This window comes from Olivibacter sp. LS-1, assembly GCF_008245145.1.
In the GTDB taxonomy this organism is placed as follows: Bacteria; Bacteroidota; Bacteroidia; order Sphingobacteriales; family Sphingobacteriaceae; genus Olivibacter; species Olivibacter oleidegradans.
The window spans coordinates 3,646,266-3,659,813 of record NZ_CP041643.1 but is presented as its reverse complement, the minus strand read 5'-3'; the positions used below and the strand labels follow the sequence as shown (position 1 = coordinate 3,659,813).

Below are 13,548 nucleotides of genomic sequence, written 5' to 3'. Positions count from 1 at the left end.
TTCTCAAATTAAAATTTAACGTTCACATTTAAACCGTAGGTGGCAGGTATTGGTAGATTTCCTCCTTCAATCCCCTGTATATTACCTCCGCTATTGGTAAATTCAGGATCAATGTATTTACTTTTAGTATAAATATTCCAAAGGTTACGGCCATAAGCGTTGATACCCAACGTTTTGATTACTCCGTCCGGTTTCAGCTGAAAATTATACCCGAGTGTAATCTCCCGTAACTTCACGAATGTGGCGTCAAAAACACTAAAGGTGGTGGGCCCGTTATATTCATTACGTGCCCAGGTTTGTGCACTAATCCGCGTATCATTTGGCCTTGTATTCGTTACGTTATAACTTCCGTCCGGATTAAACTGTACATCCGCTTTTACACCATCTACTACGATACCCGTTTCTCGGATATTATTGGCAGCAGTACGGTCCAGGATTCCTGCGTACATACCTACTTTATAGGTTTGCGAGAAGAAATGCCCTCCAACACGTGCGTCGATTAAAAATCCAAGTGTAAAGTTTTTATACTTAAAGCTGTTTTGAAAGCCTACTAAATAGTCAGGTAGCACAGTTCCTAAATCTGTCATTTGCGAAGTACGTAAGTAAGTACCGTCCTCCTGCACCACGCGTTGCCCGTCAGGAGCATAAACAAAGTCATAACCTCTGATTTGTCCATAGGATTCTCCTTCTTGTGCTACTAATGACACCAGTGTATTGTTTAGCTCGAGCGTACTGATGCCCTCATATAAACGGGCGATTTTATTACGGTTTAACGACCAGTTGACTGAACTATTCCATTCGAAACGATCATTTTTTATCGGTGCTCCGGTTAGGATTACTTCAAATCCTTTATTGGTTATTAGACCTGCATTTAAGAATTTCTGTTGATATCCAAAAGCATCGGAAGTCGGAACTGCAATTGTCTGGTTTCTACTACGGTTATTGTAATAGGTAACGTCTAAGCCTAATCTATTTTTAAACAATTGAAACTCGAATCCCGTTTCCCAAGTACTAGTCAGTTCGGGTTTCAAATTGGGATTGTTCATGATATCAGGCTGCGTATAAGACGGTTGGCCATTAAATGCAGGTAACGAACTATATAATTGTGCTAAGCTATAGGGTGCTGCACCGTTACCGACTTCCGCCCAGCCCAATCTGAATTTGGCGTAGTCAATCCAAGGAATGTTTCTTATTCCTTCCAATTCACTGAAAACAAAACTGCTTGTGAGCGATGGATAGTAAAAAGAATTATTGTTAGTAGGTAGGGTAGACCACCAATCATTGCGTAAGGTACCGTCTAAATAGAGCATATTTTTCCAACCGGCAGAAAAACTGCCAAAGATCGAATACACTTGTTCTCTAAATAAACCATGTCCATTATTGGCTAAGATACCACTTGAATTCCGCAAGTCATAGTAATTCGGAACTACTAAGGGTCCACCCGTTTGGAGATCACTGACGCGACGATTCGCATCCCGAATGTTACCACCAACCAAACCGGATAGCGAGAAGTCGGTCCATTGTTTATTGGCGGTTGCCAGAAATTCATAGTTGAATTCATGGAAATTATTACTATATTCCTGATACATAGACTGTGAGCGGGAATACACTGCGATACGATCTTGATATTGATATTGATAAATATCTGCGTAAACTTTACCACTCAAATTAAGCCACGAATTGATAGGAGCCGACACCCCGACATTACCATATAACCTGTCGCGGCTCTCTTCCAGGTAACTCTCATAAGCCGACCAATAGGGATTATCAATAAAACGCGTAGCACGATCGCCCGGTGTATCGCGATAGCCGGTTCGATTCCACGGTCTAGGGGTTCCATCGGGTCGTTTATAATCGCTCAGCTTCTTATAGTCGACTTGCACACCTCCCCATTGAAAAGCCTCTAACATAATATTCCGATTGGAAGCACCGGTCCAAGGTCTACCCGTTGAGTTATTTTTAACGTAGTTAAGATTACTGGAAATCGTTACCTTTCCCAGTCCTGTAGACCCTGAAAAACTCAATGTATTACGTCCTAAGCTGGCATTTGGAACAGTTCCGCGGACATTCTTATTGGTATACGATAGCCGATAGCTTGTTTTCCCACTGCTTCCTGCGATCGCCAGATTATTGGTATTGGCAATACCCGTGCGAAAAAAGTAATTGACATCGTGCTCGGGATACAGCCAAGGCTCAGGATTCAAATATTCGGGGTATCCGGGGTCTAAATTATACCAATGCAAAACGGGTGTGCCATCCAAACGAGGGCCCCAGCTTTCGTCGGCAGCATAATCAACAATATTATACGTTGTGCCATTAATCGTAGCCTGCGGAAACTCGGTACTATAACCTTGTCCGTATAGTTTTTGTCTTTTTGGCAAACGTACTATTTGTTCCAATTCAATTCCTGTATTCAGGCTAATCTCAGTCTTTTCCTTATTATTTCCCTTTTTCGTTGTAATCAAAATAACGCCATTGGCTGCACGACTTCCGTAAAGCGCTGCGGAAGGACCTTTCAATACCGAAATATTTTCAATATCATCCGGATTTAAATCTTGTATCATATTCCCTACGTCCTTACCGGCACTTCCCCCAATGGTGGAAGCGGTATTTAAATCGGCATTGTCAATAGGGGTTCCATCAATAACGTAAAGCGGTTGATTATTACCGGTAATGGATTTTATACCACGAAGCAAAACACGCGTTGATCCTCCCATATTGCCGCCGGAGGGTATAATCTGTAAACCTGCCACTTTACCGGAAATGGCGCTCAGTGCATTGGTGGGTCGGGTGTTGAGCACATCGCCGCTCACATCTTGCACGACATATCCCAATGCTTTCTTCTCCCGTTTAATACCTAGGGCAGTAACCACCACCTCAGAAAGCTGGTTATCAGGCACTAAACTCACTTGGATCTTTTGCTCGTCACCAACCACCACTTCTTTTGGTTGATAACCGACGTAAGAGATCACCAAAACGCTGTTGTCAGCTACTTCAAGAGAGAATGTTCCATCACTCTTTGTTTGGGTTCCTTGCGTGGTATTCTTAACCAGCACGGATGCACCTGCAATGGGCTGTGTGTTTTCGTCCAGCACCGTTCCTGTAAGCGTACGTTGCCGGGCAAAATTTAATGTAGGCAACAGTATGAGCAGTATGCCTACGTACCGCAGTAATTGTAAATTCATAAGAAATTGTCAGTTAATTTGATTAATATAGGGTGAGTACCGCCTAATTAGCAGCAGATGACTTGCACATGCATTCGCATGCTGTTTTTTAATAAGGAAGAAATAAACGATGCAATTAATTTCGATTTTTGTAAGTGTTGATCCATATTATTCAAAATAATAAAGTATAGTAATCTAATAGACAAACCTAGACAAAAATGTTTTGATACACAAATTTTTTCTTTTTTTGTGTACTAATTTTTTTAGTATATTTGCTTTTCATGGAATATGCTATTGTTGACATTGAAACTACCGGGGGACATGCGGCCGGTCATGGGATTACCGAAATCGCCATTTGCATCCATGATGGTGCCGGTATATGCCATAGATATGAAACACTGGTCAATCCGCAAGCGCATATTCCACTTCATATTACGGCATTAACAGGCATCAGTAATGAAATGGTTGCAGATGCACCCACCTTCGCAGAAATAGCCGCCACTGTCTACCAACTACTGGAAGGCCGGATATTTGTTGCACACAATGTAAACTTTGATTACTCCTTTATAAAGCATCACCTGGCCTTTTGTGGCTATAGTTGGAATGCCCCAAAATTGTGCACGGTCCGGTTAAGTCGCAAAGTATTACCGGGATTCGCGTCTTATAGTCTTGGCAAACTTTGTCAGCAATTGAATATCTCCATAACCAATCGTCACCGCGCAGGTGGAGACGCTACTGCCACCGGGATTTTGTTCTCCCTATTGCTCGAGAAAGGCCCGGACGCTATACAGGCTATGCTTAAAAAAGCGTCGAAGGAACAGGCCTTGCCACCTAACTTACCCAAGGAAAATTTTGAACGCTTACCTCAAACACCCGGCGTCTATTACTTTAAAAACCAAAAGGGAAAAGTGGTATATGTTGGAAAAGCAAAAAACATCAAAAAACGAGTATCTGCTCATTTTTCAGGCCAAAATCCTAACCCGCAGCGTCAGAATTTCATGCGAAGCATTTATGATATTGACTTTGTTAGCTGCGGAACAGAATTGATAGCTTTTTTGCTCGAGGCAGTCGAAATCAAAAGATTATGGCCTGAAAACAACCGGGCCCTTAAACGCTTTGAACCCAAGTATGGGCTATATAGCTATGAGGATCAAAAAGGCTACATACGTGTGGCTATTGATAAGCATCAACGCTTTCAACAGGCTATTTGCAGTTTTGGAAATGTGATTGAAGCTTACAACCTCGTTAACAGACTGATCCAGGAGCATCGGCTCTGCCCCAAATTGAATGGAATACAAAAGGTGCAAGGTGCTTGTTTGAACCACAGAAATGGTGGCTGTTTGGGAGCCTGCATAGGAGAGGAGAATAAGGATAATTATAACGAGCGCATGTATACCGCTTTAGATAATTTAGCGAAAATGCTACCCTCCTTCATAATTCTTGATAAAGGTCGCACAGAAGACGAACAAAGTTGTATTTGGGTAGAAAAAGGCAAGCTCTTTGGCATCGGATACATTGCTTATGAAAGTGATATCAACCATCCTGAAGAGATAAAAGACACCTTAACCCGCTATCCATCCAACGATTATATGATGCACCTCATCATGAGCTATGCCAATCAACATCCCAAGCTAATCCATCGATTAATGGAAGGGGAAGTAGTTGAGTAGAGAATTAGTTGAGTAGTCGGGTAGGGAAATAGTTGAGTAGGGAAATAGTTGAAATAGTCGGTAGAAATTCAACGGCTTAACCACTCAACAACTTAACCACTCAACAAATCAACTACTCGACGACTTAACTACTCAACAACTTAACGGCTTAACCACTCAACAAATCAACTACTCAACAACTTAACCACTCAACAACTTAACTACTCAACAACTTAACTACCCCCTCAACTTCACCCCAAAATAGGATTATCCTGAATGGGCAGTTTGGCAAATTTCTCCACCTCAATGCTTGGCACGCCAAAGTCTTCCACCACTTTACCTAATAGGAGATAACAACCATGCCCTCTAAAAGGATAAATGGGCGTACGACCTGGAAAATGGGTGGTATCGAAAAAGTTTCCATGGACATCTAAAAATGTACCAAACCACATTTTCTTTTGGTTCTTCATGCGTACCGTTTTTTCACACACATATAAACCGACCATTTTGACCGTTTGGTCGACATGTGTCAGCAAATCCTTTGCCATTACGTCGCCTCGATAGCTGGTTTTAAGCATATCAAACATCGTAAGCGTCAAGGGATAGCCTAGTAAATCAAGCTCTTGGTAGGCATCTTCCAAACGTTCATCCGGAAGTACCGGCATTGTGTATTGCTTATTAACGATGGCAAACAACTCCTTATCCCTTTTTGGTTTGACTGATCCGCCCATGTATAAATGACTATCCCATAGCAACTCTTTTTTCGTGCGCCCGGTAAAACGTAACGCGCCAACTTTAATCAGTATAGCAAGTTGCTCTAAACCAATATCGGTTCGCCTAATAAAGTCGGTTAAATCTTGAAAAGGCCCGTTTGTTACCCGTTCGCAGGGAATCAATTTTATGAAATCTTCATTAAGTCCCTGTATACCTATTAAACCCAAATAAACGTCGCGTCCGTTAATGGTCACTTTTTCTTCGCTGTTATTAACACAGGGCAAATGAACGGTTGCACCGGTTTTTTTTAGCTCGTGCACATATAACCAGCGCGCATAGAACCCCCCATAATTATTCAATACCGCAACCATGAACTCCTGAGGAAAGTAGGTCTTAAGGTATAAACTTTGATAGCTCTCTATGGCGAAGCTAGCGGAATGGGCCTTGGAAAAACTGTAGCCGGCAAAGCTGGAAATTTGGCGCCACACTTCTTCAGTGGTTGCTTCGTCTCGACCGATAGTCTTGGCACTGAGAAAAAATTTATCTATTAATTTTTGAAAGGCATCTCGACTCCTATATTTACCACTCATCGCCCGTCTGAGCACATCGGCGTCGGCTAAATCCAATCCGGCGTAATGATAGCATACCTTAATAACGTCTTCCTGGTACACCATCACGCCATAGGTTTCTTTTAGCTGTTCTTTCATAACAGGGTGTAAATAGATTACTTCATCCGGATGATGAAAATAATAAATATAGTTTCGCATCATACCGGACGAGGCCACGCCGGGCCTGATGATCGAGCTGGCAGCGACTAAAGTCAGGTAATCCCGACATTGGAGCTTTTGTAAAAGCTGGCGCATCGCTGGTGATTCAATATAAAAACAGCCAATACTATCGCTCGCGCCTAAACGCCGATTGATCTGCTCATCGATCAGAAAAGACTTGACAGCGTGAATATCAACGGATTTCCCCTTGTTTTGTCGGATCAGTTCAACAGCTTCCTTGATATGGCCAATGCCGCGTTGACTCAAGATATCGAATTTATCTAAACCGATGGCTTCGGCTGCATACATGTCCCATTGTACTGTCGGCATGGCCTTAGGCGGCAAGTCCAAAGCCGTATAAAAGGTGATCGGCTCTTCACTTACCAATACCCCTCCGGCATGGATGGATCGTTGATTTGGCATCCCATCCATTAGCTCGTAAACCGCCATGATTTTCCGGAAGGTCGGGTTGTCTTGATTGACTGCATCTTGTGTAGGATCGGTAAAGCTATCGATTTCGCTCTTTGGCAACCCAAGTACTTTACCAATTTCCCGTATGACGGAGCGTCCTTTGAAGGTGCTGATGGTGCCCAGCAACCCGGTATAAGCAATACCGTAACGCTTTAACAGATATGCTTGTATTTCTTCCCGTTGATGCCAGCTATAATCGATATCGAAATCGGGCGGACTGCTTCGTTTTGAATTTAAGAAGCGCTCAAAATATAGATCCAGGGCAATGGGATCAACATCGGTGATACCTAAACAATAAGCCACCGTGCTATTTGCCCCGGATCCGCGTCCTACGTGATAAAAACCACGACTTCTGGAATAATTGATAACGTCCCAGGTGATGAGAAAGTAGGCACAGAAATCCATCTGTTTAACCACTGCAAGCTCGGCTTCAATTTTTTGCTTTGCCTGCATATTTCCGGAGCCATAACGATCATGCATACCTGCTAAGGTCAGTTTCTCCAGCAAAATAGCATCATTGGCTTTGCTATCGGTAAATGTTTGTTTGTTTAATCGACCAAAGTGGTAGTCATCGGTAGAGCAGTTTGCTAAAAGTTGATGGGCATTGTCCAAAAGATATTCATAACCGCTGTATAATCGCTGTAACTCTTCTAAGGGGCGTAAAGACTCCGTCTCTTGACAAATGGCGATTTCGTTCACCTTAGTCAATAATGTATTCTGATCAATCGCTCTTAAATACTGATGGAGCCGGTAATGTTTTTTATCCTGAAATGTAACCGAATAAAGCGCCACTAGTTTCCGTTGAATAAGGGCCATATCCAATCGGAAAAGCTGGTTAATATCTTGCGGTCGTACACCCACATATTCGTGTTCCGCCAGCATAAAGGACACTGCCTTGAAGGGATAAATCACATAGGCCTGTTCGAATACAGGCGCTCGCTCCGGCAATACCAAATCGCAGAGCTGGTGATAGGTTAAAAAATCGTTCAGCTCTTTCATACCCTTCCTGTTCCGGGCGATGCCTATGTACAGTAACCGATCCTCCTTTCTGAATTCTATTCCCACCAAGGCACGTATTCCTGCAACTCGTGCCTTCAGGATAAAGTCCATACTCGCTGAAGAGTTATTGATATCGGTTAAGACTATCTCAGAAATGCCGAGCTTACGCGCCTCTTCAATAAGTACATCTAAATCAATTGTACCGTAACGCAAACTGTAAGAGCTATGAACATTCAAATACATACTACCAATCCAACTGTAAAGAAGAAGCTAAGCCGATAGCCTCTTCACCGTACCGATTGCGTACCTTGTCCATCACCTGATACAAACTATAATGCTTTTCGGAGGCTGAATAAAGCTGAATCTGCTCGTGCCCACCTACCAAATGGGATAATTTGACGCCGATCAATCGAAGTAACATACGGCGATTGTATACGGCTTCAAAAAGTTCTTTGGCTTTCGATATCAATATATGATCCAACGAGGTATACGCAATTTTTGCCTGCTTTGTAACCGTTTCGAAATTGGCATAACGGATGGTAACGGTAATACAAGCAGTTAACTTATGTTTTTGTCGAAGCTCGTAGGCAATGCTGGTCACCATCGCTACTAAAAGTTCCTTAATCACTTCGATGTTCATACTATCGGCTGCAAAAGTACGCTGTGTTCCGATTGACTGTTGCTCTCGATAAGGTACTACCGGTGTGGGGTCGACGCCATTTGCCCGGTGCCAAAGGGTCAGGCCAGCTTGTCCCATCGCTTTAAACATCATCTCGGGTGGAATCTCAATAAGCTTGCGAATATAACGAACTCCCATTTCACTCAACTTGATGTAGGTAGCGGATCCTAATCCCGGGATTTTTTTTATAGATAGGGGATCCATAAAAGAGCGTATATCCCGAGATTGCACTTCTTGTTCTCCATTCGGTTTGCATTCATTCGTCGCCATCTTCGATACCGTTTTGTTAATGGATAAGCCGAAAGATATCGGTAAACCCGTTTCTTTTATAATCAACTGTCGCAATTCGTGCGCGTATTTCATGCAACCAAAGAAGCGATCCATGCCCGTTAAATCAATGTAATGTTCATCAATGCTCGCCTTTTCGAACAAGGGGACTTTCTCCGCCAAAATTGCCGTAATCTCCTGTGATGCTTTGGTGTAATCGTCCATATTACCCTTTATGAAGATAGCATGTGGACAAAGCTGTTTTGCCATACGGGAGGGCATGGCTGCGTGTACCCCAAATTTACGGGCTTCATAGCTGCAAGAAGTAACCACTCCTCTATCAGAGGTACCACCAATAATAACAGGCTTTCCCGTCAAGCTGCTGTTTTTACGCATCTCAACAGATACAAAAAAGGCGTCCTGATCCATGTGGATGATATGCTTATTTTGCTCCATCTCGTTCATTTTACATCACAAATATATACTAATATTTTTAGTATTTTAAATTCGACCGGAATCAAAAAACTAACATATTCACTATAAAATCATCTTTTTGATGAAAAAACGACGATAATTTCAATGATTGCTTTGCTTTTGACAAAATTTCCTTACATTTCAGCTGCAATCATTTAAAACTATATTAACGCAATTTTTTATATGGATCTATCAAAAGAGCAGTTTATTGAAGATATCAAAAAGCGAAATGCAGGGGAAGCTGAATTTTTACAGGCAGTTGAGGAAGTTGCTGAAACCATTATTCCCTTTTTGCAAAAACATCCAGAATATCGAAACGCTAAGATATTGGAGCGCATAGCCGAACCGGAACGCGTCATTATCTTTCGGGTTCCTTGGTTAAACGATCGGGGCGAGGTGGAAATAAATCGTGGTTTTCGTGTACAAATGAATAGTGCCATCGGCCCCTATAAGGGTGGTTTGCGCTTTCATGGTTCAGTTAACTTAAGTGTTTTGAAATTTCTTGCTTTTGAACAGGTCTTTAAAAATAGTCTCACGGGTTTGCCAATGGGAGGCGGAAAAGGGGGATCGGATTTCGATCCAAAAGGAAAATCAGATAATGAAGTAATGAAATTTTGTCAGAGTTTCATGACAGAACTTTATCGGCATGTCGGAGCCGATATTGACATTCCTGCGGGCGACATCGGTGTCGGTTCAAGAGAGATCGGTTATCTTTTTGGTCAATATAAACGCATTAAGGGTGAGTTTACCGGTGTACTTACGGGTAAAGGCTTTGAATGGGGCGGAAGTCAAATTCGACCGGAAGCTACCGGTTATGGCTTGGTTTACTTTGTAGAGGAGATTCTGAAACAACAGAAACAGGAGATCAAGGGCAAAACCGTCGTCATTTCCGGCTCGGGCAATGTGGCGCAATTCGCCGCTGAAAAGTGTATTGAGGAAGGGGCAAAGGTACTAACCTTATCGGACTCGGATGGTTTCATTTACAATAAAAAAGGTATTGACTTGGAAGGTTTAGCCTATATTAAGGACCTAAAGAACAAGGAGCGGGGAAGAATTAGTGAATACGCTGAAAAATTCGGGTGCGAATACTATCCGAATGAGAAGCCCTGGCGTATAAAGTGTGACATCGCTTTACCTAATGCAACGCAAAATGAATTGGATGAGCAGGATGCAAAACAATTGGCAAAAAATGGCTGTATTTGCGTAGCCGAGGGGGCGAATATGCCTTGTACGCCAGCTGCCATCGCCGTTTTTAATAAAGAACATATTTATTTTGCCCCTGGCAAGGCGGCTAACGCCGGAGGTGTGGCCGTATCGGGACTGGAAATGTCTCAGAATTCCTTACGTTATGCCTGGACTCGTAAAGAAGTAGATCAACGTCTAAAGCAAATTATGCATGATATACACAGTATATGCGTCAAATACGGTAAAGAAAAGGATGGTTATGTCAATTATGAAAAGGGAGCGAATATTGGTGGTTTTGTAAAAATTGCAGATGCGATGTTAGCCCAGGGGTTAGTTTGATGGATACTGACAAAATGACCTGAAATAAGAGGCGCCGATCCAAAATTACAAATCTCGGCGCCCTATAAAACCTTAGTATTCATCTTCATTGAAAAGGAAATCGTCTTTAGTAGGATAATCAGGCCATACTTCTTCGATACTCTCGTATGCCTCACCATCATCTTCCATTTCATTCAGATTCTCCAATACGCCTTCTGGTGCACCGGAACGAATAGCATAATCAATTAATTCATCCTTTGTTGCCGGCCATGGTGCATCTTCTAGATGCGAAGCCAATTCTAATGTCCAATACATAATTCTTCCTTAATACTTTTATACAAAAATTTTTGTCATAAAATCAAAACGCATTAAACAAAAACTGAACCAAATGGAAATATAATTGCGTTTTTTTGATATACTCCAAAAATATTGGCCCGAATATAAGATTTTGCAAACAATTTTAAAAGCATTATTAATAACAAACTTAACACAATCTCGACTGTTATTTTCCTGTAATAAGATTGTAATAAATTAGCATATGAGAGCAATTTGGACAGGCGCTATCGGCTTTGGTTTAGTAAATATACCGGTTAAATTATTTAGTGCTACAGAACAAAGTCGACTGGACTTCGACATGTTGGACAGAAAGGATCATTCCAGAGTCCGCTATCAACGGGTAAATGAAAACACCGGAAAGGAAGTAGCTTGGGAAAATATCGTCAAAGGCTATATGTTGAATGACAATTATATCATACTGGAAGATACGGATTTCGAGGAGGCAAGTCCTGAAAAAAATAAAATGATCAATATCCAATCCTTCGTAAAGGAAAAAGAGGTGGATAGCATGTATTTTGAAACTCCCTATTACATTGAGCCGCAAAAGGGTGGACAAAAGGCGTACCATCTATTGGTAAAAGCACTCGAGAAGGCAGGCATGGTAGGGCTTGCGACCTTTGTTATGCGTGCAGGCGAAAATCTCTGTATGATTCGGGCAAAAGAAAATATTTTGATCCTTAATAAGCTTCGCTTTGAACAGGAAATACGCTCACCCGAGGAACTAAACATCCCTCAAAATGTAAAATTGACGAAAGCGGAAATCGATATGGCTCTCGAGCTCGTGAATAGGCATAGCACCTCTTTCGATGTTTCTGCTTACAAAGACGAATACACAGACGAACTGCTTAAGATTATCAAGGAAAGAGCAAAAGGTAAACGACCAAAAGTACGTAAGATGAAAGTGAAGGCCACGCGTACCAACGATTTATTGGAACAATTGAAAGCAAGTTTGGGGTAGGTTGAGTATATGAATGGGTGATGAGTGTCTGCCGGTAGGCAGGAATGATGAACGATGAATTTTTTGCATAGTGTTGCTTAAAGCCTATCGCCTATAGCTTAATATTGATATAGGACATAAGACAGGAAAAAAACCAGCAACCCACAACTCGCAACTCACAACTAAAAAAGTCTTGATACCTACTTAAAACTTAAAACCTTACACCTTACACCTTACACCTTACACCTAAAACCTCACACCTGATCTCCTTAACTACAGCAACAACGTATCAATACGATGCGCGTGAACCATTTGCAGCGTTTCGGACCAAACAAAAACCGTAAAAAGTCCATCCTGCGAAGCTACTAAGGCCATAGCCTCTTTTTGATCGTGCACAAATTGCGCAGCTGCCAAATGGCGCGTACCGCCGATCTTTACCGGATCGACAATCTCAGCTTCCTGCCCCGCCACCGGCTCGGTGATCAGTACTTTGGGAACCGGCGCGTTTCTCGCTGCTCGGGCTACTTTCGCTCCGAAGGCCAATAATTCATAATTTTTAGTAATAATGGTAGCACCGTCTATTGCGGTAAATCCACCGATCACATCAATCGTTCTTAGAATATCCTCTCGCCAAACACCTCCCGATTCGTCCTCCGCTTGTTTTGAGATTAATTCACCGAGGGCACAATACACCGGATCAATGGAGTAACCGATGGGATGTACAATGGATTCTTTCCATTCATCTTGATGAGTGGGTACCACCAGTAATAGTCCACCTCGATTATGTCTGCGCATCGCAACAGCCAACTCCACCAAAATATTGACGGAATCGTCAATAGCATCGGGTAACGGCATACCTAATAGCGAGGCTAGCAAATCGGGATAACCGTTTAAGGTTAAATTACGCTCATCTACCATTTTAATTTGATCACCTTTTAGCACGGCAATATTGACAAACTTTCCATACCCTTCGTGCCTTTTATGTTTCACCACTAAAAGTCCCGGTTCTATGACCTCCAAAACCAAACACCATTCGGAAATATCATGAGTGGTTCCCCAAATAAACAGATTGTCTTCTTCATGCCAAACGCCCAAATGAATGCTTGGTTGAATAACTGCAGGGGAGAGCTTCACCAAATTATGGGGGGTAAATCGTACCGGATTAGCAAAACGTAATGGCTGCACGACATTATCCGAAGCCATTAGCGCAATCGAAATTTTTGGTGAATACCCCTCTTCTCGTCGTAGGCTGGCCCAAAACGCTGCATCAATGACGGCTTCAATGATATTAGCCTTCGGAAGGTAGCGCTTTTCCGACGCTCCCATTTGATATTCAGCCTGTTCAGCAAAATACTTTTCCAATGTCGCGGAAATCATTTTTGCAGCGAGATAGGTAGTTTCAGAAATCATAGTTCAAACTTAGCTAATTTTTACTGAGTATCGAATAGTAGCTTGTTACTTAAGTTAATAAAAAAGGTTCTTTTTAAATCGTCAAACCAAATATATATGATCCCATCATTCCCTTACCCTTTATTCAAATAAACAACACCTTCACACAATTTCACAAAATGGCTGTTACTTAATTAAA

The 13,548-nt window shown here is 42.1% G+C and carries 8 protein-coding genes; 3 read left to right on the top strand and 5 right to left on the bottom strand.

What is annotated here, in order from left to right:
- Positions 1-8: 8 nt before the first annotated feature.
- A complete protein-coding gene (locus FKG96_RS14955; RefSeq protein ID WP_130857738.1) occupies positions 9-3,185 on the bottom strand; it encodes a SusC/RagA family TonB-linked outer membrane protein in 3,177 nt (1,058 codons plus the stop codon).
- Positions 3,186-3,445: 260 nt separating this feature from the next.
- On the opposite strand from FKG96_RS14955, the gene FKG96_RS14950 reads away from it, so the two are divergent.
- Positions 3,446-4,834, top strand: coding sequence for an exonuclease domain-containing protein (locus FKG96_RS14950; protein ID WP_130857739.1), 1,389 nt, complete (start codon positions 3,446-3,448; stop codon positions 4,832-4,834).
- 230 nt (positions 4,835-5,064) lie between these two features.
- On the opposite strand, the gene dnaE is transcribed toward FKG96_RS14950, so the two are convergent.
- Positions 5,065-8,007, bottom strand: coding sequence for a DNA polymerase III subunit alpha (dnaE, locus tag FKG96_RS14945; protein ID WP_149105702.1), 2,943 nt, complete (start codon positions 8,005-8,007; stop codon positions 5,065-5,067).
- A gap of 1 nt (position 8,008) precedes the next feature.
- Positions 8,009-9,166, bottom strand: coding sequence for a DNA polymerase IV (gene dinB / locus FKG96_RS14940; RefSeq protein ID WP_130857741.1), 1,158 nt, complete (start codon positions 9,164-9,166; stop codon positions 8,009-8,011).
- A gap of 201 nt (positions 9,167-9,367) precedes the next feature.
- On the opposite strand from dinB, the gene gdhA reads away from it, so the two are divergent.
- Positions 9,368-10,708, top strand: a complete 1,341-nt coding sequence (gene gdhA / locus FKG96_RS14935) for an NADP-specific glutamate dehydrogenase (RefSeq protein ID WP_130857742.1) — start codon at positions 9,368-9,370, stop codon at positions 10,706-10,708.
- Positions 10,709-10,780: 72 nt separating this feature from the next.
- Here gdhA and FKG96_RS14930 read toward each other — a convergent pair whose 3' ends face one another.
- A complete protein-coding gene (locus tag FKG96_RS14930; RefSeq protein ID WP_013666684.1) occupies positions 10,781-11,002 on the bottom strand; it encodes a DUF2795 domain-containing protein in 222 nt (73 codons plus the stop codon).
- Between the two features lie 223 nt (positions 11,003-11,225).
- Between FKG96_RS14930 and FKG96_RS14925 the strand changes: the two genes are divergently transcribed.
- Positions 11,226-11,981 carry a Ku protein gene (locus FKG96_RS14925; protein ID WP_130857743.1) on the top strand — a complete coding sequence of 252 codons (756 nt, stop codon included), beginning with the start codon at positions 11,226-11,228 and terminating at the stop codon, positions 11,979-11,981.
- Between the two features lie 252 nt (positions 11,982-12,233).
- Here the strand turns inward: FKG96_RS14925 and FKG96_RS14920 are convergent, their stop codons facing one another.
- Positions 12,234-13,370, bottom strand: coding sequence for a putative sensor domain DACNV-containing protein (locus FKG96_RS14920; protein WP_013666682.1), 1,137 nt, complete (start codon positions 13,368-13,370; stop codon positions 12,234-12,236).
- Between the last annotated feature and the right edge of the window lie 178 nt (positions 13,371-13,548).